The sequence below is a fragment of the Ruminococcus sp. AM43-6 genome (assembly GCF_003461785.1).
GTDB classification, from domain to species: Bacteria; Bacillota; Clostridia; order Oscillospirales; family Ruminococcaceae; genus Hominimerdicola; species Hominimerdicola aceti.
Map to the genome: position 1 here is coordinate 80,600 of NZ_QTXU01000002.1, position 25,669 is coordinate 106,268.

Here is a 25,669-nt window from a genome sequence, read left to right on the forward strand (position 1 = left end):
AAATATAAATAAATTAAAAATGAACAGGGGATAATTTCTTTATTTGTGTATTAATTCAAATTCTTGTATACACTCACAAATCAAAGACTTCTTATTTGTACATAACGCCACATAAATACACAAAAAACAGGCAGACGGCTTTCCAGAGCAAGCCGTTCCCACAGCCGCTAAAAAACCATCTGCCTTATTATTTTTGCTAAAATTTCAAACAGCTATTCAGTATAGCCAAAGGCAAGCACTTCTCCATGCTTGTCCTCATCACCTGCCGCCATTGATATCTCAACGGTATAGTTAGTTGCTTCAGGCATCATGGCGATATTCTGTATCTGAGCATTTCCCCAGCCTGACGGACTTATGGTATCGTAATCGCTTTCGTCATACACCTCTCCGTCTGCTGTTACCTTAACATGAAGCTTGCCGAACTCGCCCTGCTTCACCTCTTTGTATATCATGTACAAGAATTTTTTGTCCTTGAACTCGAATACGATAGGGCTGTTATCTCCGGTGTTGTCGTAAGTCCAGCCATTTGTGAAGCTTGCGATAGTAGAGCCTTCCTTCCAACTTCCAAGGCTTGTTGGCGTAAGGCTGTCGCCCTCATACATATGAGCGTCCACCTCTCGCGGAGAGAAAACAGTGTCTGTCGGCATGACATAATCACCCTCTGGCGCAACGTCCATAACAGTGTCAAAATAGTAGTCTACCATTGAAGCCACAAGCTTGTGACCCTCAGTGTTAGGGTGCGACTGGTCATCGGAAAAGTCCTGCCACGTCATTCTATTGTTTGCGAAAAGATATCTTAGTGCGTCACAGTATGATATCATCGGCAGGTGATAAAACTCGCCTATCTGCTTCATATAATCCTGAGCAGAATGGTCGTTTTCTGTCACCGAGAACAGCAGAACAGGAGTGATATTCTTCTGCAAAAGCGTTCTGACTATTGACTCGTAAGCGTTCTGATAGTCAGCCTCCATGCCGTCATTTACTGCAAATTCGATAAAGCATATGTCAGGCTCATAAGCCAGCACATCTCTGTCGAGCCTGAGTATTCCAAGCTTAGACGGCGTACCGCTAAGGCCTGCATTTACATACTGGACGTTATCCCCCGTACCGAATTTCTGTGCAAAATAATCATAAGTGAGCTTGGCATAACAGCCGTCTGCACCGGCAGAAATACCCTCAGTGATAGAGCCGCCAAGATACGCCACAGTGACCTTTTCCCCTGACTGTGCTTTCTTTATAACATTCTGCATCATAGAAGTGTTGCCATATGACACCATAGCCTTGTCATACATAGCCTGCGTCCACTCCTCGTCAGTTTCAGGCATTTTTTCGACCTGTGAGCTTGAAGACTCCGCTTTGCTTTCAGCCTTTGAGCTGTCCGCATTATTTCCGCAGCCTGCAAAAGCCGCTCCGCACATAGCAACACTCACAAGCACTGCCAACAATTTTTTTGTATTCATTATTTGTACCTTTCTAATCTATGATAACGAAATCGGTTTCATACCGCATATAACACAAAAAGTACGGACAAAGCCGTACTTTTTGGTTATATCAATATGATAAAAATTCTTATTAGTTAAGAACTGCCTTCTCAGTTTCCTTATCGAAGATATGGATTCTGTTAGGATCGATAGCGACCTTAAGCTCATCCTGTGGACGAACGTCAGAACGAGGTGAAACTCTAGCTGTGAGCTGGATACCCTCGCAGTTGAGATACAGATATGTTTCAGCACCCATCATTTCAGTTACTTCAACAGTTGTGTTGATAACGCCTGTTGTAGCCTGAGCGAGGAATGCAGGCTCATCGTGGATACACTCCGGACGAACACCAAGAACAACTTCCTGATCAACCAGTGGCTCGAGAACTTCAGGGTCTACCTTAGACTCCGGAACTGCTACCTGATACTTAACGCCTCTTGTTGTCTTTGTATCCTCAGAACCGAACTCAACAACATACTTGCCGTCTACCTTGAGAAGCTTAGCGTCGATGAAGTTCATCTGTGGTGAACCAATGAATCCTGCAACGAACTGGTTTACTGGATCGTTGTAAAGATTTGTTGGTGTGTCGATCTGCTGGATGTAACCATCCTTCATAACTACGATACGATCACCCATTGTCATAGCCTCTGTCTGGTCATGAGTTACATAGATGAATGTAGTACCGAGCTTCTTATGGAGCTTAGAGATCTCAGTTCTCATCTGTGCTCTCAGTTTAGCATCGAGGTTTGAAAGAGGCTCGTCAAGAAGGAATACCTGTGGCTCACGAACGATAGCTCTACCGAGGGCTACACGCTGTCTCTGACCACCGGAGAGAGCCTTTGGCTTTCTGTCAAGAAGGTGAGCGATGTCAAGTATTCTTGCTGCTTCCTCTACCTTTCTTGCGATCTCATCCTTTGGTACCTTTCTGAGCTTCAGACCGAATGCCATGTTCTCAAATACTGTCATGTGAGGATACAGAGCGTAGTTCTGGAATACCATTGCGATATCTCTATCCTTAGGAGCGATGTCGTTTACAAGTCTGTCGCCGATGTAAAGCTCACCTTCACTGATCTCTTCAAGACCTGCGATCATTCTAAGTGTTGTAGACTTACCACAACCAGAAGGACCTACGAGGATGATAAACTCCTTATCCTTGATCTCAATGTTGAAGTCTGAAACAGCGATAACGCCGCCTGCATACTTCTTATAAATTTCCCTTAATGATACACTTGCCATTAAAAAAGGACCTCCCTATTTGAATTTTACTAATATCCTAATTAGCTATGCTTTTATCATAACAAATTTTTAACATACCCGCAAGAGTTTTTTTTACTAAACTTTATTATATCTCATTATGAATATTGACGAAAATTCACATAGAATAGGTAATTACTTACATTTAAACGATTTCGCTGTCAATAATCTTTCAACATCTTTGTGCATTATTTCTAAACAGCTTCCAAGGGGCAGCTCCGGATCTAAAGGCAGTTCTCCGATCTTTATCCGCTTAAGAAAAACAACTTTATTTCCCAGCTTTTCAAACATTCTCTTGACCTGATGATACTTACCCTCATGAAGCACAACAGTACATTCATCGGGACAGTTCACACTTGCGGAAAATTCTGCAGGCAAACATTTCTCTCCGCCGTCGATAGTCATGCCCTCAGCGAATGCCTGAGCATAATTTTCCTGCCAAGGGTCACGAAGTCTGACGAAATAGGTTTTCGGAACATGGGTCTTAGGGGACAACATTCTGTGGGCGAGAGCTCCGTCATCAGTGAGAAGCACAAAGCCCTCAGTATCCTTATCGAGCCTGCCCGCAGGAAAAAGCCCCTCCCTGAACATCTCAGGAGGTACTAGCTCAAGGACAGTTTTCGACTCTCCGTCACGAGTGGAGCAAACCACACCCTGCGGCTTGTTCATCATTACGTAGACAAACTTTTTATAGCATATCTCCACGCCCTTTACAGCAACAATATCGTTTTCGCTGACCTTAGCATCAGCCGCCTTGGCGACCTTTCCGTTTACAGTCACCTGACCTTTTCTGCAAAGCTCTCTCACCATGCTTCGGGAAATATCATTACGCTGTGAAGAAACAAATTTATCAAGTCTCATAGCAAAAGCCTTTCTGACAATTTTCTTATAAAGATTATAGCATACGATACCGCCAAAAGTCAAATATGCGAAAAAACTTGACCAAAAGCAAACGCCTGCAGATATGCTCCACAGGCGTTTTATTACTATTTGTATCGGTTTTTTCGACCTATGAAGCATTGGTTTACCCTTATTCATAATGCCGACGTTCCACGCTCAGACGCCTACTTTTTCCTCAGCCCCTGCATAAATCCGTCCAGCTCCGCTGAGCATACATCTCCTCCCACAAGCTGTTCCTCACAGACGATAAGATTAGCCCTGACCTCCTGCTTCTTATTCCCATAATTCTTCACAGCATATGTATACACCTCAGCGGTTTTCCCTTTATAGTCCTCCAAGTCAAAGCCCTGCTGCTTCTGAAGCTTATTATACTTTTCATACACCTCATTGAATTCTTTCGGTATGGTCACCGCCTTGCATTCATCGTATTCGTCAGACACCTCCCAGCCCATTTCTTTCAAAAACGCCTGTCTTTGCGCTTCGCTTTTCATCTCGTACACCGCAGGCGACGATATCCTCACCACTGTCACTATTATCACAGCCAACAGTGCCAACGCCGCCAGAACCGCCCCGATCACCGCAAATGTTGGCTTTTTTACTTTTATTGTCTTGATAAACATACCCTTTTCCTCGCTTTCTGTTTTCAAAGTTTGTACATTTATATGTGTTGTCCCAAAAATTATAACTACCTGTCCGATTTTTTTATTTTGTTATATAATTTTCAAAAATAATTTTTATAGCATTAATAATATTATCGTATAATAAACTTATCGATTTGCTATGATTTATTATTACAAACTCTGCAGCACTTATATGGCATTGTGCAAAATTGACAAAAATAAAAGTGAAAATTAATGTGAATTAACGATTTTGTATTTTTTTGTACAAATGTCTTTGACAATTTCAAAATATGTGGTACAATATTATTAGGTAACGCTATGCTTCTCCGCATTGCCTGCGGAGGGTACTGAAACGTTTTCTTAAATCTGCCTTTTCACGGCTGTGAAGGGGCAAGCTATTATTGCTGATGCGTTCTGCGGTCAGCCGCAGGATTGATATATGAAAGGAGCAATGAGTTTTATGTCAAAAATTATTGCAGTTACTTCCGGTAAAGGCGGAACAGGCAAATCTTCTATAAGCGCCTGTCTGGGTTATGCCCTTGCCAAGCAGGGAAACCGTACACTTATAATTGAGCTTGACTTTGGTCTGAGATGTATGGATATCATGCTTGGTATGCAGGGTAATATTACATACGATCTAGGTGACGTTCTTGAGGGTACTTGCGACGTATACAAGGCAACAACAACTGTTAAGCTTGCTTCAAACCTGAGCGTTCTCTGTGCTCCGTCTGACCCGTTCGTTCAGCTCAAGGCTGAGGATATCGAAAAGATCACACAGGAAATGAGAAAGTATTTTGAATACATAATCATTGACACCTCTGCAGGTATCAACGGTTCTGTATTTGATATAGTTACTAATTCCGACCTTATTCTTATAGTTACAACTCCTGACCCTGTATGCGTAAGAGATGCGAGAATGATGTCAGATGAGTTCTATAAGAGAGGAAATCAGAAGCAAAGACTTGTTATCAACAAGGCAAACAAGAGAATATTCGAGTTTGACGAAATGGACGACCTTGACGCTATCATCGACACAGTCGGCGTTCAGCTTCTGGGTGTTATCCCTGAGGACAGTGCTATCCCTCTTGCAACAGGAAAGGGAGCGCCGCTTTCATCAAGCTCTATGGGCTTCCTTGCATTCTCTGCTATTTCAAGAAGAATAAAGGGCGAGCATATACCCCTCTCCATCAAGGTCTGAGTATATTATCAGCTGTATGCGTGAGGATATCTGCGCATAGTGCGGCTGTTTTATATAACGAAACTTATTTGTTCATTAATATACCAATATATAAACGGGGGATTTCCATTGAATATTGCACTTATTGCTCATGACACAAAAAAGGAACTCATGGTACAGTTCTGTATCGCCTATTGCGGTGTACTCAGCAAGCACAATCTTTGTGCCACAGGTACTACGGGAAAAATGGTAGCCGAAGCAACAGGCCTTAACGTTCAGCGTTATCTCAGCGGCTCACAGGGCGGCGACCAGCAGATCGCAGCGAGAATATCCTGCAACGAGATAGACCTGCTTCTGTTTTTCAGAGATCCTATCTCAGTGAAGCCACACGAACCTAATGATATGAATCTCCTCAGACTTTGCGATGTACACAACATTCCGGTAGCCACAAACATTGCCACTGCCGAAGCGCTTATCCATGCACTTGAGCGAGGCGATCTTGACTGGAGAGATATTGTTAATCCTACAAAGATATAATTGAAATTTCATATACAAAAGCGATGAAAGGGAGAGTATTCCGTTCTTATGTTTCAGCGAGAGCCGTTGGTGAGAGGGCTCACACAAAGGGCAGGAAGAAGGACACCTTGGAGCTTCCGTTTGTTCAAGAACGGACGTATAGCTGCGTTAAAGCGTTAGAGTGATCCGGCACGAAGATGTTCGGATAATTAGGGTGGTATCACGGTAAAAGTCGTCCCTTACTAGGGGACGGCTTTATTTTTTATCCACCCCCGTAGGGGAGCGGCTCAATTTCTGCTTCACAGAAATGCGACGTCCCGCTTTTTCGCTCCTCACTTACTCTCGAATACCTTATCTCAGCACACCAAAAAAAGCAAAGGCGGTATAACAATGAAAGCCAGCCAGCTAACAAAAGAAAACATCACCCCCGAAATAGTAGACAAGCTTCTTTTCGAGGGTCTTGACTATAAAGGCGAAACTGCCGACGTTATAATAGTTCTGGGAAGCCGCAAAGCCTGCGACTATCGTGTTCCCCTTGCGGCAAAGCTTTTTCAGGAAAGAAAAGCCCCGCATCTCATATTCTGCGGAGGAAAGGTGCAAAAGACTTCCCTTGGTGACATGGCAGAATATAAAGCCATGCTCATCGCCGCCGAAAAATGCGGCATACCGACCTCCGCCATAACTGTGGAAACACACTCTCTTGATACCGTTGAAAATCTGCAAAACGCAGCCGAGCTTGTAAAAAAGCATTTTCCAAACTGCAAAAGCATTATTATAGTCACTACCGCATATCATATGCGGCGTGCCGCCATGCTTGCACAGCACTTTTTCACACAGAAAATTATTCCCTGCCCCGCCAGCCGTGGCAGTACACAGCGAAATAATTGGTCAATGACCGAAAAAGGCAGCAAAACAGCACTTGACGAATGTCTTAAATTCGGTTATTATATAAAAAAAGGTTTTATTGACGATTTTGAAATTTGAAACGTTGTAATTACAGCACCAAGGCTCTTTAATGTAGCGGTGAACAGTGTTCGCCCGTTTATTAACAACGTCCCGATATCACAGCTATTTAAACGATATCGGTATTCAAAAGTTCAAGACAAAATACAGAAAGGATCGTTATTATATGGCATTGATAGTTAAAAAGCCAAAAGGCACAGAGGACATCGTTCCCTCAAAGGTCTATAAGTGGCACACTGTAGAGAAGATAGTTTCCGAAGCTGCCGAAATATACGGCTTCAAAGAAATAAGAGTACCAACTTTTGAGGAAACAGGTCTGTTCGTGCGTTCTGTTGGCGAAACAACAGACGTTGTTCAGAAAGAGATGTATTCCGTTTCCGCAGCAGGCGACTCAAAGTTTGCACTCCGTCCGGAGGGAACATCCGGCACAATGAGAGCTGTCCTTGAAAACGGCATTATGAACGAGGGTCTGCCACAGAAGGTCTATTATATCCTCTCATGTTTCAGACACGAAAACACACAAAAGGGCAGACTCAGAGAGTTCCACCAGTTCGGCTGTGAAATGGTCGGCTCAGAAAGCCCAAGAGCAGACGCAGAAGTCATTTCTCTTGCAAAAAGCGTTCTTGACAGAGCAGGACTCAGAAACATCAAGCTCAACATCAACTCTATAGGCTGTCCAACCTGCCGTGCAGAGTATCGCAAGGCTCTGAAAGAGTATTTTGCCGCAAGAAAAGACCAGCTTTGCGAGACTTGTCGGGACAGACTTGACAAAAATCCAATGAGAATACTTGATTGTAAAGTCAAACACTGTCAGGAGCTTGGCAAGGACGCCCCTGTTATCCTCGATTATCTCTGTGATGATTGCAAAGAACACTTCGAGAAGCTTCAGGAGTACCTCTCCGTAATGGGCATCGACTTTGACATCAACCCTAAGATAGTAAGAGGTCTTGACTACTATACAAGAACAGTTTTCGAGTTCATCACCGATGAAATAGGCGCACAGGGTACAGTCTGCGGCGGCGGACGTTATGACGGACTTATCCAGCAGCTTGGCGGCAAGCCGACCCCTGCCCTCGGCTTTGGTCTGGGACTTGAAAGACTTCTCATGGTAATGGACGCTCAGGGCTGCGACTATATGGAACCAAAGACCTGCGACCTTTATATCGTACCAATGGGCGAGGACGCCCTTAAAAAGGCAATGGGCATAGCCTCCGAGCTTAGAGAAGAGGGCTGTTTCGTAGAATATGACCTTATAGGCAAAGGACTTAACGCTCAGATGAAGTATGCAAACAAAATAGGTGCAAAGTTCGTTATGGTGCTTGGCGACAACGAGATAGAATCAGGCGTTGCAAAGCTCAAAAACATGGCAACAGGCGAACAGACAGATATCAGGCTTGACAACACCATTGCCGAGAACTTTTCAAACGCCCTCATGGCGGATATGTTCAAGGATATCGACGCTGATATAGAGAAATTTATCGGAAAGGAGAACTAAGCAATGAGATGTGAACAGTGCGAGAAAATACCTTTGGTAGAAATACACACTCCGCAGGAATATATGCTCTGCATAGGTTCTCTTGCAAGAATGCTGCTGGCTGGGGAAGTTGAAATGACCTATCAGACCTGCCCACTTGATAAGATAATGGATAACGACAACAAGTGGTATGCTGAAAAGCTTTTCCACCAGTTCAGGTGTACAAAATGCGGCACTATCTATGGTATGCTCTGCAACACCCACACAGGCGGACAGATAAAGATAAATGACAAGGTCTTTGACCCTGCTGATTATCCCGATAAAAAGGAAGATAAATAATGCTTGCAATAAGACCCATGACCTATGAGGTAGAGACCTCACTTTCGCCCAAAAGAGTTCTGAGAAAGCTTGACGGTGACCTTATCGAGCATAGACCCACCATAAACATTCTCTCCCAAAGCAAGTTCATGAAAAACCACCGTGACGATACCATTTTTTATGGCTACCGCACAGACGCCGAAAGCTTTCAGATCTTCCACCATACCGCTAAAAAGCGTGACGGAGGCTCAACTGGCTTTTATGGCAAGGTAGAAAAGACCCCCAACGGCTCTAGGATATACGGCAAGTTCAGAAAGCCTGTCTATGCCTATGTTGTGGGCGTCATATGGACGGTGCTTGTGCTTTTCCTCACCCTTATGCTTGTGGCACTGGAAGAGAAAACAGGCGCAGTATGCTTTGCCGCAATATGGCTTGTGGGATTGTTCCTCATGTTCTGGGACAACAAGAAGAAGTTCGTCAGAGCCTATCTTGACAGCTTCCCGCCTGCCGTCAGCAAAACAGACGAAAGCGACGAATAATTTTTATCAATATAAACCCAAAGAAAAGGAAGTAATGTAAAATGAAACTTGATACAATGAAGGGCTTACGCAGGACCCATTACTGCGGCGAAGTGCCTGAAACAGAGCAGGAAGTAGTTGTATGCGGCTTTGCCGACAGAGTAAGAGATATGGGCAACCTTATCTTCATCAATCTCCGTGACAGAACTGGACTTGTACAGCTTGCATTCAATGACGAAACAGACAGAGCAGTTTTTGAAAAGGCTCAGCTTGTAAAAGGCGAGTATGTCCTCATGGCAAAGGGTATGGTACGTCCTCGTGAGAGCGTGAACGAAAAGCTAAAAACAGGCAAGATAGAAGTTGCCGTAACAGACCTGAGAATACTCTCAAAGGCTGAAACAACACCGTTTGAGGTAACAAACTCAGATAAGGTAAACGATGAGCTGAAGCTCAAATACCGCTACCTTGACCTTAGAAATCCAAAGCTGCAGAAGAATATCATCACCCGTCATAAGATAGCTCAGATAACAAGAGAGTATTTCTATGACAATGGCTTCCTTGAAATAGAAACTCCTATGATGATGAAGTCCACCCCAGAGGGTGCAAGAGATTACCTCGTTCCGTCAAGAGTTCACGCAGGCAAGTTCTATGCACTGCCGCAGTCACCGCAGATATACAAGCAGCTCCTTATGATATCAGGTTATGACAGATATATCCAGCTTGCAAGATGTTTCCGTGACGAGGATCTCAGAGCCGACAGACAGCCTGAGTTCACACAGATAGACCTTGAGATGTCCTTTGTCGATCAGGAGGATATCCAGGCTTGTATTGAGGGCTATCTCGAAAAGCTTTTCAAAGAGATACTCGGCGTAGAGGTAACGCTCCCACTGCCAAGACTTACATTTGCAGACGCTATGAGCCGTTATGGCTCTGACAAGCCTGACACACGTTTCGGCATGGAGATACAGGATATCACAGATACTGTTAAGGATATTGACTTTGTGGTATTCAAGTCAGCTATCGAAGCTGGCGGCTCAGTTCGTGCAATAAACGTCAAGGGCGGTGCGGCAACATACACAAGAAAAGAGATCGACAAGCTTGTTGAGCACGCAAAGGGCATAGGTGCAAAGGGTCTTGCATATATCCGCTGGGCAGACGAGCCGAATTGCTCATTCAAGAAGTTTCTTGGCGAGGGCGACCTTGAGAAGATAAACGCAGCCGTTGGAGCAGAAAAGGGCGACCTTATCCTAATCTGTGCAGACAAGAACAAGGTAGTTCTTCCAACTTTGGGCGCACTCAGACTTATCTGCGGAAAGCGTCTTGGCGTTATCCCGGAGGGCAAGTTCAATTTTGTATGGATAACAGAAATGCCATTCTTTGAGTATGATGACGAGAACGACGCATGGGTAGCAGCACACCACCCATTCACAATGCCAATGGAAGAGTGTCTTGACTATCTTGACACCGACCCTGCAAACGTCCGTGCAAAGGCGTGGGATCTTGTCCTCAACGGCACAGAGCTTTCATCAGGCTCAATGAGAATAACAGACTTTGAGCTTCAGCAGAAAATGTTTGAAGCACTGGGCATGACAGACGAAGAGATAGAAGCAAAGTTCGGCTTCCTCGTAGACGCCTATCGTTATGCCGCACCACCGCATGGCGGCATGGGCATAGGACTTGACAGACTTTCCATGATAATCTGCAATGCCGACAGCCTCAGAGATGTAATAGCGTTCCCAAAGGTACAGAACGCCAGCGAGCTTATGAGTGCTTGTCCGTCCACAGTAGACGAGAAGCAGCTTGAAGAGCTTCACATCAAGACCACAGAAATAGAAGAATAATTCGCATTAACGCAAACAGGATAGCTCATGAGGGCTGTCCTGTTTTTGTTTTATTGCACAAATTCTAATGACCGCACAATGTATATGTAGGGGCGAACACCACGATGACAACATTGTCCGATAACCGCAAAAACTCTCCCCTACATCTTATTCGTGTAAGTTCTTCCGCCGCAAAATCGCTCCGCTCGGTGCTGACTTTTACTTTGTGCTTGTTCTTTACTCTGGTCGGCTTTGCCCATTCCTCACTCCTCATTCCTCACTTATACTCCCCCTCATAAAAACTTGAAACCCGCAGCCGAATTACTCGACCACGGGTTCCAAGCTATAATTTATAAGTGGGATGGGGGCAATTTTATTGGGTAGTCACCCGTCATCTTTAAGGCTTAATCGTCCTGAAGTGCGTCATAACCCTCTTCATTCGTTCTGATCTTTACTACGTTCTCAATGTTGTATACAAAGATCTTTCCGTCTCCGATATGACCTGTATAAAGGGCTGCCTTTGCAGCGTCGATAACTGCTCTTGTTGGTACCTTGCAAATAACGACCTCGACCTTTACCTTTGGCAGCAGATTTGTTTCAACAACTGCACCACGGTAATACTCAGGCTGCCCTTTCTGCATTCCGCAGCCAAGAACGTTCGTTACTGTAACACCTGTTACGTCGATGTCCTCCAAAGCTGTGATAAGATCGTTGAGCTTCTGCTGCTTGCAGATGATAGCGACCTTTGTCATCTTAGGTGTGCCGTCAGCAGACGGTGCGTCTGTTGCATAAGATTCTACCTTGATGGCCTTCTCAACAGGAACTACAGGCTCTGTTGACTTGTCTACCTTTACAACGCTCTTTGCGTCGTCCTTTGTATAGCTGAGCATTGCCTGTGACATTGCCGGTGCGAAGTCAGCGTAAGAAGATACAAGACCATGCTCTGTAACGTCAAGACCAAGGATCTCTTCCTGCTCGGAAGCTCTAAGACCGATCGTGTGCTTGATGATCTGGAATACGATAGTCATTGTGATAGCTACCCAAGCGATAACTGATACCATACCGAGAAGCTGGATACCAAGAAGATGTGCTCCACCGCCTGTGAAGAGTCCCTTTTCACCGCAAGTACCGTCTGAGAAAAGACCCACTGCGATAGTACCCCACATACCGTTGAGCATATGAACTCCGCAAGCACCAACCGGGTCATCTATCTTGAGTACCTGATCTATAAACTCTACACCTACAACTACGAGGATACCTGCAACGATACCGATTATAGCTGCTGATACCGGTGAAACTGTGTCGCATGGAGCTGTGATAGCTACAAGACCTGCAAGTGAAGCGTTAAGTGTCATTGAAACATCAGGCTTCTTATACTTGATCCAAGTAAAAATCATTGTTGTGATAGTTGCAACTGCTGCTGCAAGGTTTGTTGTTACGAAAACTTTACCTGCAAGCGGGATAGCGTCGCCCTCCATTGAAGTTGTTGACGCACCGTTGAAACCAAACCAGCAGAACCAAAGGATAAAGCAGCCAAGTGCGCCAAGTGTAAGCGAGTGACCTGGGATAGCCTTTGCCTTGCCGTTCTTGTCATACTTACCGATACGAGGACCAAGGATAGCTGCGCCAACGAATGCTGCAACGCCGCCTGCCATATGAACGCAAGTTGAACCTGCGAAATCATGGAAGCCGAGGTCTGCGAGCCAGCCGCCGCCCCAGATCCAGTGAGCCTCAATAGGATAGACCAGAAGGCTTATAATTGCTGAATAGATACAATAAGAAATGAACTTTGTTCTTTCTGCCATAGCTCCGGAGACGATAGTTGCTGCTGTTGCACAGAAAACTGTCTGAAAGATAAGGAATGCAAAGAAAGGCACTCCGTCTGGAGCAGCTGAGGCATATGTTGAATCTGCGATTCCCTTGTAAGCTCCGATGAACTTTCCGTCGCCAAACATTATACCGAAACCAAAGAGCCAGAACAGCGGAGTTCCGATACAGAAGTCCATCAGGTTTTTCATGATTATGTTACCTGCGTTTTTCGCACGGGTGAAGCCCGTTTCAACCATTGCGAAGCCTGCCTGCATAAAGAATACAAGTGCAGCTCCCAACAGTACCCATATAGTATTGACGGCACTGAATCCTGTGCTTTCAGCCAATACTGTTACAGTGTTTGTCATATCTTTTTCCTCCTAAAATACAAAAAAGTGTATGACGACCAAAGCCATTCGGCTCGGTCTGTCATACACTTCATTGTGCATTCCGTATATTATTGTGTCTGTAGGGGAACAAAGTAGTAGATCTGTGGTTAGTTTGTTATAAAGTCTATGTTATATTGAAAATTTGAATTGTCCCTTACTTAACGTAGAACAGCAGGTCGCTGTATGTTGGATAAGGCCAGTACTCCTTGCCTACCAGTGTTTCGATCTTATCAGCCGGAACTCTGAGAGCGCCCATATCTGCAAAGATAGTATCGTGGAAGAAGTTTGCCATTTCCTGTGTGTCCTCGATAGCGTGTACTTTCTGTACATCAGCTTCCAGTGTGCCAAGTGCCTTGTACATCTCAGTTACGAGAGCTGAAATTTCCTTAACTGTTTCTTCCTCGAATACAGTTTCAGCACCGCAGCTCTTTGCAAGCTCAGCAGTCTTTGCGATATCCTTGATATACTTAGCGGCAGCAGGAAGGATCTCCTTCTTAGCCATGTCGATCATTGTAAGAGCCTCAATATTGAGCGTCTTGCAATACTCGTCGAGGAGAATCTCAACTCTTGACTGAAGCTCAGCTTCTGTATAAACACCGTACTTAGAGAACACGTCAACATTCTTTTGTGCAAGGAATGTAGGAACAGCCTCAGGAGTTGACTTAAGGTTAAGAAGTCCTCTCTTTTCTGCTTCAACAGGCCACTCGTCTGAATAACCATTGCCGTTGAAGATGATGTTCTGATTTTCCTTGATAGTTCTCTTGATAAGATCGTCAAGAGCGTCCTGGAAGTTGTCAGCCTTTTCAAGCTCGTCAGCAAACTGATCGAGAACGTCAGCAACGATAGTGTTAAGAACTGTGTTAGGACCTGCTACTGAAAGCTTTGAACCAGGCATTCTGAACTCAAACTTATTGCCTGTGAATGCAAATGGTGAAGTTCTGTTACGATCTGTTGTATCCTTAGGGAAGTGTGGCAGAACGTCAACACCGATCTCCATCTCAACTCTCTTGTCCTCATACTTAACGCCGTTTACGATAGCATCGAGAACGCCTGTAAGCTCGTCGCCAAGGAAGATAGAAATAATAGCCGGAGGAGCTTCGTTAGCGCCAAGTCTGTGGTCGTTACCGGCAGAAGCAACTGAAGCTCTCAGGATATCCTGATAATCATTTACAGCCTTGATAACTGCTGTAAGGAACAGGAGGAACTGAGCGTTCTCAGCAGGTGTTTTACCAGGATCGAGGAGGTTTACACCTGTGTTTGTTGAGATAGACCAGTTGTTATGCTTACCGGAACCGTTGATGCCAGCGAATGGCTTCTCATGAAGCAGGCACTTGAAGCCGTGCTTTCTGGCTGTTCTCTTCATGATCTCCATTGTGAGCTGGTTGTGGTCGGTGGCGATATTTGTTGTGCCATAGATAGGAGCAAGCTCGTGCTGAGCAGGCGCTACCTCGTTATGCTTTGTTTTAGCGTAGATACCAAGTCTCCAGAGCTGCTCGTCAAGATCTTTCATGTAAGCCTGAACTCTTGTCTTGATAGTACCGAAATAGTGATCTTCAAGTTCCTGACCCTTTGGAGCAGGTGCGCCGTAAAGTGATCTGCCTGCAAGGATAAGGTCCTCTCTCTTTGCATACATCTCTCTGTCTACAAGGAAGTATTCCTGCTCAGGACCAACGTTTGATGTAACTCTTGTTGCGTCTGAGCCGAACAACTTCAGAATTCTGAGAGCTGACTTATTGATAGCTTCCATTGAACGGAGAAGCGGAGTTTTCTTATCAAGCGCTTCGCCATTGTATGAACAGAAAGCAGTAGGAATACAGAGTGCTTTTTCCTTAATGAATGCGTATGAAGTTGGGTCCCAAGCTGTATAGCCTCTTGCCTCGAATGTTGCTCTCAATCCGCCTGAAGGGAAAGAAGAAGCGTCAGGTTCGCCCTTAACAAGCTCCTTGCCTGAGAACTCCATGATAACGTGACCGTCCTCAGTTGGTGAGATAAAGCTGTCGAGCTTTTCTGCTGTAAGACCTGTCATTGGCTGAAACCAGTGAGTGTAATGTGTGCAGCCCTTTTCAACTGCCCAGTCCTTCATTGCATTAGCAACGATGTTTGCAACCTCGATATCAAGTGGATCGCCGTTGTCGATAGTCTTCTTCAAAGCCTTGTATGTAGCCTTTGGAAGTCTTTCTTTCATCACTGATTCATTGAATACGTCTGAGCCGAAATATTCAGGAACGTTTGCCATATTGAATTCCTCCTATTATAAATTATAGTCTAAAGAAATAAAAAAAGACACTGCGAACCTAAGTGGTTCACAGCGCCTTTGCTGTTTACAGTTATGAGTATATACCTTTTGACCTCATTTGTCAAGGCTTTTTTTAATTTTTATAGACTTTTACAAATCGACGCAAAAATATTTGTTGAAACTTGTGAAATCACATCTCATTTCAATAAAATGCACATATTTTTGTAAAGAAATACTTCAAACTGCTAAAACAGTGAAAAAAAGTGGGCGACCCTAGGTCGCCCCTACGATAATATCCTAAATATCTATATAATGATCCTTATCAGGTCTGTCTTTGAGCTCTTTTTTCATAAGCTTCTTTACCTTTTTGAGCTTTGAGCCTGCGGTAAAACAGCCGAAGATATTCGTCACACCTGAAACGAGCAGAGCGATACCAAGGACTATCATTGCGGTTTCGCCTAAAATAAGAGGGTCAAAGAGGAGGAGTATACCAACGAGAGTGGTAACAGCAGCTGAGATACAGCTTACGTTCCAGCTTTCTACACCTGCACGTCTAAGGTTAAGGGAGTCCTGAATGTTCACGATGCCGCTTATGAGCATATAAAGTCCGCAGACAACGGCAATGACTTTCGGGATAAAATCAGGTCTTATGATAATGAAAATACCTATGGCGGCGAGGATGATCCCTCTCACAAGGCTTGAAGAATAGCTCTGGTCGTCTTTGCCCATGGCGAAGTATCTTATAAGCTCCACTGCACCGAATGCGGTGAAAAGTCCACCAATAACATAGCCTATGGCGTCGGTAAAGAAATTAGGGTCGATTATGAGTGCGATGCCCAGCACTACGCAGAATATGGACAATACCCAATAGCTTCTGAATACTTTTTTGATATATTCCATTTTTATCTTTCCTTTCATGTTTTTATAATGCTGCAAGCTAGCGACTGGACGTGCGACCTCAGGTCGCCCCTACAATTTATTTGTGCAGTACAAAGGTGTTGCATTAATAAATGCACAGCGTGAAATGCCCGTCACGGCGAGTGACCGCCCCTGCAATAAACAAAACAACGTTGAAAAGCGGGCTGTCGAGGGTGCCAGCCATTACAAATATTATTTTGCCGACTTTAGCTTTGCCGCCTTTATTACTTTCATTCGTGAGAACTCCTCTCTGTCCTTTTCTTCAAGAGAGTCAGTAATGAATTTCACTATGTGTTCATTTCTTGGAATGATTATGTTTTGCAGGGCGTTTGCTCTGCGCTGTGTCTTTTTTATGGCTACGGACAGTCTGTAGATACTGTTTTCCACTTCTGCGAGGACTGCTGTGGTCTGTTTTACCTTTTCAAAGGCAAGATAGGCTCTGTCAAGCTGAGAATCGGTCTGAGAAAAGCCGTATGTGACTTTCAGAGGGCGTTCTTTAAGCGTGACCTTTGGCAGCTCAACGCCCATGACGCTTCTTGTGCTTATCTCAACGCCTGTTTCAACAGGGATACAATTTGCATAAGGTGTAACAAGACCCATGGAGATATTTGCAAGCTGGAGTGCGCTGTAGGCTTCCTTGTAGGTGTCCTCAATGCTTCCTCTAAGCTCCCCTGCTTTGTCAACAAGGCTCATAAGCTCTCTTATAAGGATATTTCTTTTTCTGTCCAGAAGCTCATAGCCCAATGCGGCAAGCTTCAGAGCCTTTTTATAAAGTATAAGATTTCCCTTTGTGGCAAAGACCTGCTGTTCAGCCATTGGTCACACCCTCTTTCTATTATATCACTGTATCATTAAAAAATCTAGTATGGTCTGAAAATCAAGCAGGGGCGAACATCGTTCACCCGATTTTTTATCATAATTGTTTTGTGCGGTGCAAATATGTCGCATTAACAAAAATTGTAGCGTAAAATGCCCGTCACGGCGAGTGACCGCCCCTACATAATTATTTGTGTGGCACAGATGTGTCCCATTATAATTTTAGTCCTCTGCAAAAAGTGCCTTAGCTTTTTCGGCACTGTAATAATGCTCCAGATGTTCTTCGTCAACACGGTCAAGCTCTGATTTCGGTAGTGTGGAGAGCAAGCTCCAGCCCAGGTCGAGAGTTTCATCTATGGAACGGTTCACGTCAAAGCCTTGGTCGATAAAATGCTTCTCAAAGAGCGTACCGAATTTAAGATAGGCTTTATCGGTATCGGAAAGCTCCTCCTCACCGATAACGGAAGCAAGGCTTCTTGCGTCCTGCACCTTTGCATAGGCTGCAAAAAGCTGGTTCGACACCATTTGGTGGTCTTCCCTTGTATAGCCCTCGCCTATGCCGTCTTTCATAAGTCTTGAAAGGCTCGGCAGGATAGAAACAGCAGGATAAACACCTGTTTGGTCGAGGTTTCTGTCAAGAACAATCTGCCCCTCGGTTATATAGCCTGTAAGGTCAGGGACAGGGTGAGTGATATCGTCATTTGGCATGGTGAGTATCGGTATCTGCGTAACAGAGCCTTTTGCTCCCTTTACAATGCCTGCTCTTTCATAGATAGAGGCAAGGTCGGAATAGAGATAGCCCGGATAGCCTTTTCTTCCCGGTATCTCCCCCTTTGATGAGGAGAACTCTCGCAAGGCTTCGGCATAGGAAGTCATATCTGTGAGGATAACGAGAATGTGCATATCATGTTCAAAGGCAAGATATTCGGCACAAGTGAGGGCGCATCTTGGAGTGAGGATACGCTCTATGATAGGGTCGTTGGAGAGGTTTAAAAACATTGCAACTCTCTGCAAAACACCTGTTTCCTCGAAACAGCGTTTGAAATAATCTGCAACGTCGTTTTTTACGCCCATTGCTCCGAAAACTATTGCGAAATCCTGTCCGTTTTCGTCGGCGATTTTCGCTTGCCTTACTATCTGCACGGCAAGCTTGTTATGAGAAAGTCCCGAACCTGAGAAGATAGGGAGTTTCTGACCTCTTATAAGGGTAGTAAGGGCGTCTATGGAAGATATGCCTGTGTTTATATAGTTTCGAGGATATGTTCTTGAAACAGGGTTAAGGGGCGAACCGTTTATATCACGATACTTTTCGGGGAAGATCTCTCCCAGACCGTCGATAGGCTTGCCTGCACCGCTGAATATCCTGCCCAGCATTTCGGTAGACAAAGCAAGCTCCATAGGCTTGCCCTGAAAGCTTGTGGTGGTATTAACAAGGGAAAGTCCTTTTGTTCCCTCGAAGACCTGCAAAACGGCTCTGTCTTTTTCCACCTCTACAACTCTTGCAAGGCGTCGTGTGCCGTCGTCAAGCTTTATTTCTGCCATTTCGTCATAGGAAATACCGCTAACATGGTCAAGTGCAACGAGCGGTCCGTTTATTTCGCTAAGACCGATATATTTTACGTTCACGCTCCTGCACCTCCTGTCAAAGCCTCCATATCGGCTTTCATATTCTTTTCGTATTCGTCAAAAAGCTCTATTTTATCGTTCGGTATATCATACTTGACTTTGATAAGCTTTTCTATCCAGCCGCAGCCTATTATTTTATCAACGTTCACGCCCTGTGAAAGTGCTTTCTTTGCAAGGGCATAGAAATCTGTGATAAGTTTCATCATGCGGTACTGCTTATCAAGGGGGACGTAGGTATCATCCTTATGATAGGCGTTTTGCTGTAAAAAGCCTACTCTTACGGCTCTTGCGGTTTCGATAAGAAGCTTCTGATCGTCAGGGAGGACGTCAGTACCCATGAGCTTAACTATCTCCATGAGAGTATTTTCCTCAACGAGGATATTTGATATCTCCTGTCTGACTTTCATGAAGTTCTCATTGACGTTTTTATTATAATAATCTGCAAGGTCTTCTGCATACTCGGAATAGCTTGTGTTCCAGTTTATTGCAGGATAATGTCTTGCATAGGCGAGGGATTTATCCAGCGCCCAGAAGCAGCGTACAAAACGCTTTGTATTCTGTGTGACAGGCTCGGAAAAGTCAGAGCCTTGGGGCGAAACTGCTCCGATTATAGTAACAGAGCCTTCCTTGCCGCCCAGAGTTTCAACATAGCCTGCACGCTCATAGAACTCAGAAATTCGTGACGGCAGATAGGCAGGGAAACCTTCCTCGGCAGGCATTTCTTCAAGTCTGCCTGATATCTCACGGAGAGCTTCTGCCCAACGTGAAGTAGAGTCTGCCATAATTGCGATATGATAACCCATATCACGGTAATACTCAGCGAGGGTTATGCCCGTATAGATAGAGGCTTCACGGGCGGCGACAGGCATATTTGAGGTATTTGCGATAAGCACTGTTCTGTCGGTAAGCGGTCTTTGTGTTTTCGGGTCGATAAGCTCTGAGAACTCCTCAAGCACCTGCGTCATTTCGTTTCCACGTTCGCCGCAGCCTATATAGACGATTATATCTGCGTCACACCACTTTGCAAGCTGGTGCTGGGTCATGGTCTTGCCTGTGCCGAAACCCCCGGGGATAGCGGCTGTTCCGCCCTTTGCAACCGGCAGAATAGTATCAACGATACGCTGACCTGTTACCAACGGCTTTGTAATAGGCAGGCGGTTTTTGCATGGTCTTGATGTTCTGATAGGCCATTTCTGACAGAGGGTAAGCTCCTCTACTGCTCCGTTAGGGGCTTTTATTTTTGCCACAACGTCATTTATTGTATAGTCGCCGTTTTCGGCAGCCCATATGATCTCTCCGCCTTTTGACAGAGGGGAAAGCATACACTTATGTGTGATAAGTGGTGTTTCGGGGCAGGTGCAATAAATATCCCCTGCGGAAAGCTTATCCCCTGTTTTCACTGTCATTGTAACGGGATACTTTTTCTCTGTATCAAGCGAGCTTACGTCTGCACCGTCGGCGATAAAAGCACCTGAGACTTCTTCAAGCTTTTTAAGCGGTCTTTCTATGCCGTCGAAGATGTTATTTATTATACCGGGGCCGAGGGTTGCAGACATCGGTGCGCCTGTTGAGGTAACAGGCTCGCCAGGCATAAGTCCTGTTGTTCCCTCATAGACCTGAATGGTGGTAAAATCGGACTGCACTCTTATGACCTCGCCGATAAGACGCTTTTTGCCCACATAGACCATTTCCTGCATGGCAAAGCTTTTCGTATCTGCAACCTTTACTACAGGTCCGTTTACCGAATATATTTTATCCATAAAAAACTCCTTATTATCCAAGCACAAGCTCGGCTTTTTCAGTAAAGGCTGAACGCTGCCCCTCAAATGCTGAATCAAAGGTATAATCAAGGGCTATACCCATATCCTCATAGACCATGAGCATACCGCCAAGCTCTATGGAATCTCGGCTTTTTACTTCAAAGTCTGCAAGGTCAGAGGCGTATTTCATATCCTCAGGTGAGAGGTAGATAACGCCCTTATGCTCGGGATAGGTCTGTTTGCATTTTTCGGCTTTTTCTTTTAGCCAAGACTTATAATCTCTGCTTGCTTTGAAAGTCGCAAGTCTGCTTTTTACGTTGTCAAAAACGCTGTCTATAAGCTTTTCTCTATGGCAAAGCACGTTTCTTTTAGCTTCAAGCTGTTTTGAAGATATTTCCCTTATGGCTCTTGCCTCCTCGGTCTTATCTGCGGCGGCTTTTTTTGAATCTACAAGGCTTTGTGCTTCTATTTTCGCCTGAGCAAGCTCGTTTTCACGCTGTTTATCAGCGGATTCGGTTATGAGCTTTGCCTGTTTTTCAGCGTCCTCAAAGACAGCCTGCTTGAAGCGTTCAAGTTTTATCGTCTGATTTTCCATTACTAAACTCCTATCAAAATCACAGCTTTATTCCCACTGCTTCTGCGAGATAGTGGGAAATGGTATCAGATATCTTTGACGTGGCATGGCGGTCTGGTATTTCAACTATGAGGGGCGTTTCTCTTGTGAGCTTATAGTCATAGACCTTTTCTCTGCACTGCTTGACTGCAAGCTCTGTCATAAGCACAACGCCCACGTCTTTCATTTCCATAGCCTTATCAAGTGCGTTTGACACCTCCTCGGAGGTATGCACCACAACGCCCTCGATACCTGAAAGTCTCATGCCCATTTGGGTATCTATATTATCGCTGATAAGATAAAATCTCATGTTAAATGCCCAATGCAGTGCCTACGTTTGAGATTATAAGGATAGCGATAAGAAGTCCATAGAGGGCGATACCTTCGCCAAGAACAACGAAGATAAGAGCCTTTACAAAGTTCTTAGGGTCTTCTGAGGTTGCACCGATAGCGGCTGGAGCGCCTGCGGCAACGGCTATGCCTGAACCTACGCAGGAAAGTCCAACGGCAAGGGCTGCTGCAAGGTAGCCAAGGCCTGCGCCTGTTGAAAGGGCGGCTTTAACGCCCTCCTCGCTTGCGGCTGAAACAAAATTACCTACAGGGACGATAAGAGCGCAGAGCATTATGCCTGCAAATGTACAGAGATTACCGATAAAAGCACCCTTTGGCGATCTTCCGTTCTTTATTTTCTTTGCGGTGAAAATGAATGGTACACAAAGAAGTGCGACTGCTATAAGTGGGAGCAGGAAATAGATAAGCATAGTTGATTCCTCCAAAAAAAATTATTTTTACTTTAGATTTTACGAATTACATTGTACGGGTATGGATAATGGTCGGGGTAAAATGCCCGTCACGGCGAGTGACCGAACGATGTTCGCCCCTACAAAATAATACCACAAATTTGATATCATTCTGTTTGTGCAGTAAATTTTACACCAACAGGCTCGAATGGTTTTCCACCGCCCTCATAGAAGCGGGAGAATATCTCATAAAACTCAAGTCTGATTATCTGAATGGCAACTATCATGCCCTCCATTACCATTACAAACAGGTTGCCAAGCACAAGCACGAATGGCTGTGCGGCGGCGGAACACATTTCCATAAGGGTCATTACCACTAGCATCATGCCTGCGTGGGAGAGGACAAATCCGCCCACACGGAGAAATGACATAGTATTTGAAACATAGCTGAGCAGGAACTCAAACATCTCAAAGAAATTTTCAACTATAAAGTTGCCCACGGTCATTTTTTCCTCGTCCTCGTACAAGCGCCACTGTTTATACTTCACGGCGATAGAGAAAGGTGTTCGGCAGAATATGCACACAAGCGGTATGACGATAAGGAAGATGACGAACGGAGTGGACATAACTTTTACATCGAACATGAGCGTTCCCACAAGTCCTGCCGCAACGGAGCTGTAGAACACAAGTCCTGCAATGCCGTTACAGCCGAAAATGGCTTTTTCGTAATCCTTATTTTTAAAGCCGATATAGATATTGAGTATCATTGAGATAACAATAAGTGCCACACCTATGGCAACGGCAGTTATGAGGATAAAATTCGTTTGCTTGAAAACCTTTAGGGGCAGGAAGTCAAGTCCTATATTCTCAAACACGGGGTCTAAAAGCTCTTCATAACCGAAGAACGAGCCATAGAGAGTGCCGAATATCATACTTGATATGCCAAGACGTGTGACCAAGCCGCTTATTTTAGCACCCAGCTTTTTCTTTAAGGCAAGTCCGCCTAGGACGATAAGAAGTCCTTGTCCCAAGTCGCCAAACATTATGCCGAAAAGCAGAGTATAGGTTATTGCCACAAAAACTGTGGGGTTATAGCCTTTATACTCAGGCAGACCATACATTTCCACAAGCATTGTGAAAGGTCGGGTCAAAAAGTTGTTTTTAAGCACTGTAGGCGGCTCACATGAGGCGTCTGCGTCAGGAGGCAGATAGACCACTGACACTGACCGCATATCCTCGAAAAGCTTATCAAAGCGGTCTTTTTCCTTTTCGGGGATAAAGCCTTTAAGATAAAACTTATCGTTTAGTGCAGCGGCATTTCGCCGCAGGTCAAAGGTATCGTGGATAAACCGCAGTTTTGAGAAAGCTTTTTGCAGTTCAGGCTCAGCTTTTGCGGCAAGCTCGTTTATCTGCTCGTTTATCTTTGCGTTCTCAACTGTATCTGCGTCTATAGTTTGTTTTAGCTTTTCCAAGGCTTCGTCTGCGTCGCCTGATACATAGGACGGTATCCGTATCCTTTCAAAATACATTGAGTGGAAGATATCATCAACACGCTGTTTATCACGTTCAGGGACGAAATACATTCCCCAGCAGAAGCTTTTTCCTGTTTCAAAGGGGACAAAGAAGAAATTCTCGTTATAATAGTCAAGCTTCGGCAGGTTATCCACAGGCAGCTTTCCGATACGGACGGAAACATACTTCATTGAGAAAAGCTGCTGAAAGTCGCTGTGCATACCTTTCAGGTGGTCTATTTGTCTGACCGCCCCTCCAAGCTCTGAGATACGCTGAGTAAGCTCCAGCCGCTTTGTATTAAGCTCGCTGAAAGGGGTATTATACTTTTCAAACAGGGAATTAAAATCCTGCGGAGCTGACAGGTCACAGTCGGTAAAATCAGTTTCCTTTAGAGTTATACCAAGCTGTGCGGAAAGCTGGGCAAGCTCTTTCAGAGGTCGGTCATACTCGTTTTTCTCGCTGAGGGGCTTCATTGCGCTGTCGGGAGAATTGCCCGCAGGCTCGATATGAAAACAGCCGCTTTCACAGCACCTTTTCAAGGTGGCGTCAAGCTCGTCCATAAGACCTGCTATATTCACAAGGGACATTTTTTCTATAGCCAATCACATTATCTCCTTTCCTGAGAATTTACCGCTCAGGCGGTGATGATAAGATCCTTTTCAACTGCCGAAGGGTCGGCATTATATCTTATCGCTTCGATTATATGCACGATGTTCAAGGCTTCCGTACTGCACAGTTTCATAAAGGCATAGAGTGAAACCGGTGCGGCGGTGCTTTGGGCGAGAATATGAGAAAGATAGGCAAACTGTGAACTTCGGACTATGCTTTCGATATATTCAGAGGTCTGTTTGCAACCCTTTGAATACTTTGATCTTTTCACCCATTCGAGCATATCTTCGGGGCTTTCAAGCTCATAATACTTATCAAGTCTTTTAACTGAGCCTGTGCCTGTTTTTATTCTTATCTGCCGTTTTTTTATCTCCTCGGAGGAGTAGCCAAAAAAGGCTTTCATACGGTAGGCGTTTATTATGTTAAGGCAATCTATCTCTCGGCTTATCATTTCTGAGAGCTGTTTGCTTTGCATTTCGGAAAAATCATGCTTTGCGGTATTTAAAAGCTCAGTATAATAGGCTGTTCTCAGCCTTAGCTCACACTCGGTATAATCCGCTGAGCCGTCCTCCAAAGGCGGTATTTTCACCAGTATCTTATAATACGGTGTATTTCTTAGTATTTTAAGAAGCTGTTCATAGTTCTCGGCTCGGCTCATTTCAAGAAGGCTCACCTTTGAATGTTTTATGACATAGCCGGGAAGGTCGTTAAGGTAAGAATTATCAAGCCCTGAATTTATATTGTTTATCATGGACAGAATACATTCTATCTCCTTGCTTTTTATAAGGAAGTCATAAAAAGGCAGTTTATCAAGCTCCTGAAATCTGCACAGGCGCATATAGGTATTGAAATTCTCTCTTTGGAGAAGCGCCTCCACAAAACCTCTATGGACGGTATTAGGGTCAACGTCACGGAAAGCGTCTTTATATCTGGCTGAATGTGCAAGATAGTCTGCGGCTTCGGGGACTGTTCTTCGCATGAGCATTTCATGATAGTTCTCTTTAGTAAACATTCTGCCGTGGATATATTTTATTTTCGCCACTGTTCCGTTGGCAGACCAACTGTCAAGCATATTTTTTCAGCCCCTTTCACGGAGAATTTTTGCTCTACTTCGGAGAGATAATATTATCAAATATCTCCTTCTCCCACTGAGTATGTTTTTCTTCAAATATCTTATCGAGAACCGTTGTTTTCTCGTTCTGTGCGGAAGTTATCTTTTCGCTTTCGGTATTTATACGCTCTGTGACCTCTTTGGCTTTCTGCGTTTTATAGGCTTCGGCTTCTTTCAGGGCGTTTTCCTTCAGCTCCTGCGCTTCTTTCACTGTTCGCTCCAGCAGTTCGCCGCTTTCCATATCTGCTTTTTCAAGCTTGCCTGCAGCGGCTTTATCTGTTTGCAGTATTTCTGCTATCATATCCATATTATTCTCCCCTTTCAGGCAGGATAGTTTCATAACATTAATTGTACACCTTTTTGTCTTAAATAGCAAGTTTGAAGGGGTACAAAGCCATACTATTTATATACTTTGCACTATCTATATGACTTTTCTTTGGACAAATTGCTCTATGTGTAATGATTTTAGTCAGAATACACATTTTATTTTA

Annotated in this window: 24 protein-coding genes and 1 other annotated feature; of the genes, 7 read left to right on the top strand and 17 right to left on the bottom strand. The window is 44.5% G+C overall.

All coding sequences use genetic code 11. From position 1 onward, the window contains the following. Positions 1-212: 212 nt before the first annotated feature. The 4 genes from DW938_RS02130 to DW938_RS02145 all read right to left on the bottom strand — a co-directional run bounded on the left by DW938_RS02130 (position 213) and on the right by DW938_RS02145 (position 4,253). Positions 213-1,460: an SGNH/GDSL hydrolase family protein gene (locus DW938_RS02130; RefSeq protein ID WP_118123752.1), complete on the bottom strand. Its 1,248-nt coding sequence runs from the start codon at positions 1,458-1,460 to the stop codon at positions 213-215. Positions 1,461-1,572: 112 nt separating this feature from the next. After that, on the bottom strand, positions 1,573-2,715 hold the full coding sequence (ugpC, locus tag DW938_RS02135; RefSeq protein WP_117877715.1) for a sn-glycerol-3-phosphate ABC transporter ATP-binding protein UgpC: 1,143 nt from the start codon (positions 2,713-2,715) through the stop codon (positions 1,573-1,575). A 153-nt stretch (positions 2,716-2,868) separates the two neighbouring features. Next, positions 2,869-3,594, bottom strand: coding sequence for a pseudouridine synthase (locus DW938_RS02140; RefSeq protein ID WP_118123869.1), 726 nt, complete (start codon positions 3,592-3,594; stop codon positions 2,869-2,871). A gap of 203 nt (positions 3,595-3,797) precedes the next feature. Then, positions 3,798-4,253, bottom strand: a complete 456-nt coding sequence (locus DW938_RS02145; protein WP_118123753.1) for a DUF4830 domain-containing protein — start codon at positions 4,251-4,253, stop codon at positions 3,798-3,800. A gap of 460 nt (positions 4,254-4,713) precedes the next feature. On the opposite strand from DW938_RS02145, the gene DW938_RS02150 reads away from it, so the two are divergent. From DW938_RS02150 to aspS, 7 genes are all read left to right on the top strand, one after another. Next, the gene (locus tag DW938_RS02150; protein ID WP_022287014.1) at positions 4,714-5,451 is read left to right on the top strand and encodes a P-loop NTPase; all 738 of its coding nucleotides are present in this window, start codon (positions 4,714-4,716) and stop codon (positions 5,449-5,451) included. Positions 5,452-5,559: 108 nt separating this feature from the next. Beyond that, the gene (gene mgsA / locus DW938_RS02155; RefSeq protein WP_022287015.1) at positions 5,560-5,967 is read left to right on the top strand and encodes a methylglyoxal synthase; all 408 of its coding nucleotides are present in this window, start codon (positions 5,560-5,562) and stop codon (positions 5,965-5,967) included. A 14-nt stretch (positions 5,968-5,981) separates the two neighbouring features. Next, positions 5,982-6,189 (top strand) — a binding site (T-box leader). Between the two features lie 147 nt (positions 6,190-6,336). After that, positions 6,337-6,930: a YdcF family protein gene (locus DW938_RS02160; RefSeq protein WP_118123754.1), complete on the top strand. Its 594-nt coding sequence runs from the start codon at positions 6,337-6,339 to the stop codon at positions 6,928-6,930. A 145-nt stretch (positions 6,931-7,075) separates the two neighbouring features. Then, entirely contained in the window at positions 7,076-8,404 is a 1,329-nt protein-coding gene (gene hisS / locus DW938_RS02165; protein ID WP_118123755.1) for a histidine--tRNA ligase, read from the top strand. A gap of 3 nt (positions 8,405-8,407) precedes the next feature. Beyond that, on the top strand, positions 8,408-8,722 hold the full coding sequence (locus tag DW938_RS02170) for a hypothetical protein (RefSeq protein ID WP_022287018.1): 315 nt from the start codon (positions 8,408-8,410) through the stop codon (positions 8,720-8,722). Beyond that, positions 8,722-9,240 carry a hypothetical protein gene (locus DW938_RS02175; protein WP_118123756.1) on the top strand — a complete coding sequence of 173 codons (519 nt, stop codon included), beginning with the start codon at positions 8,722-8,724 and terminating at the stop codon, positions 9,238-9,240. Before DW938_RS02170 ends, DW938_RS02175 begins: the two co-directional genes overlap by 1 nt. Before the next feature lie 41 nt (positions 9,241-9,281). Then, complete coding sequence (aspS, locus tag DW938_RS02180; RefSeq protein WP_242992333.1) at positions 9,282-11,060, top strand: aspartate--tRNA ligase; 1,779 nt, start codon at positions 9,282-9,284, stop codon at positions 11,058-11,060. Between the two features lie 64 nt (positions 11,061-11,124). Here aspS and DW938_RS14635 read toward each other — a convergent pair whose 3' ends face one another. The 13 genes from DW938_RS14635 to DW938_RS02240 form a co-directional block, all read right to left on the bottom strand. Further along, positions 11,125-11,313, bottom strand: coding sequence for a hypothetical protein (locus tag DW938_RS14635; RefSeq protein ID WP_147342353.1), 189 nt, complete (start codon positions 11,311-11,313; stop codon positions 11,125-11,127). A gap of 130 nt (positions 11,314-11,443) precedes the next feature. Beyond that, positions 11,444-13,216, bottom strand: a complete 1,773-nt coding sequence (locus DW938_RS02185) for an ammonium transporter (protein ID WP_117857132.1) — start codon at positions 13,214-13,216, stop codon at positions 11,444-11,446. Between the two features lie 175 nt (positions 13,217-13,391). Next, the gene (locus DW938_RS02190) at positions 13,392-15,473 is read right to left on the bottom strand and encodes a glutamine synthetase III (RefSeq protein WP_118123757.1); all 2,082 of its coding nucleotides are present in this window, start codon (positions 15,471-15,473) and stop codon (positions 13,392-13,394) included. Between the two features lie 297 nt (positions 15,474-15,770). Continuing rightward, positions 15,771-16,373: a DUF308 domain-containing protein gene (locus DW938_RS02195; protein WP_181979879.1), complete on the bottom strand. Its 603-nt coding sequence runs from the start codon at positions 16,371-16,373 to the stop codon at positions 15,771-15,773. 210 nt (positions 16,374-16,583) lie between these two features. Continuing rightward, positions 16,584-17,207, bottom strand: a complete 624-nt coding sequence (locus tag DW938_RS02200; protein WP_038672664.1) for a V-type ATP synthase subunit D — start codon at positions 17,205-17,207, stop codon at positions 16,584-16,586. Between the two features lie 222 nt (positions 17,208-17,429). Continuing rightward, positions 17,430-18,833, bottom strand: coding sequence for a V-type ATP synthase subunit B (locus tag DW938_RS02205; protein ID WP_038672666.1), 1,404 nt, complete (start codon positions 18,831-18,833; stop codon positions 17,430-17,432). Then, complete coding sequence (locus tag DW938_RS02210) at positions 18,830-20,593, bottom strand: V-type ATP synthase subunit A (protein ID WP_118123758.1); 1,764 nt, start codon at positions 20,591-20,593, stop codon at positions 18,830-18,832. The genes DW938_RS02205 and DW938_RS02210 overlap by 4 nt, the downstream gene beginning before the upstream one ends. Positions 20,594-20,606: 13 nt before the next feature. Continuing rightward, positions 20,607-21,188, bottom strand: coding sequence for a V-type ATP synthase subunit E (locus DW938_RS02215; RefSeq protein WP_118123759.1), 582 nt, complete (start codon positions 21,186-21,188; stop codon positions 20,607-20,609). A gap of 19 nt (positions 21,189-21,207) precedes the next feature. Further along, positions 21,208-21,516 (bottom strand): V-type ATP synthase subunit F, encoded by a 309-nt coding sequence (locus DW938_RS02220; protein ID WP_022287029.1) that lies wholly within the window; start codon positions 21,514-21,516, stop codon positions 21,208-21,210. A 1-nt stretch (position 21,517) separates the two neighbouring features. Beyond that, positions 21,518-21,967, bottom strand: coding sequence for an ATP synthase subunit C (locus DW938_RS02225; RefSeq protein ID WP_022287030.1), 450 nt, complete (start codon positions 21,965-21,967; stop codon positions 21,518-21,520). Positions 21,968-22,113: 146 nt separating this feature from the next. Beyond that, complete coding sequence (locus tag DW938_RS02230) at positions 22,114-24,060, bottom strand: V-type ATPase 116kDa subunit family protein (RefSeq protein WP_118123760.1); 1,947 nt, start codon at positions 24,058-24,060, stop codon at positions 22,114-22,116. Between the two features lie 32 nt (positions 24,061-24,092). Then, positions 24,093-25,139, bottom strand: a complete 1,047-nt coding sequence (locus DW938_RS02235) for a V-type ATPase subunit (protein ID WP_117857115.1) — start codon at positions 25,137-25,139, stop codon at positions 24,093-24,095. Positions 25,140-25,173: 34 nt separating this feature from the next. Next, positions 25,174-25,485: a hypothetical protein gene (locus DW938_RS02240; protein ID WP_038672679.1), complete on the bottom strand. Its 312-nt coding sequence runs from the start codon at positions 25,483-25,485 to the stop codon at positions 25,174-25,176. Positions 25,486-25,669: the final 184 nt, after the last annotated feature.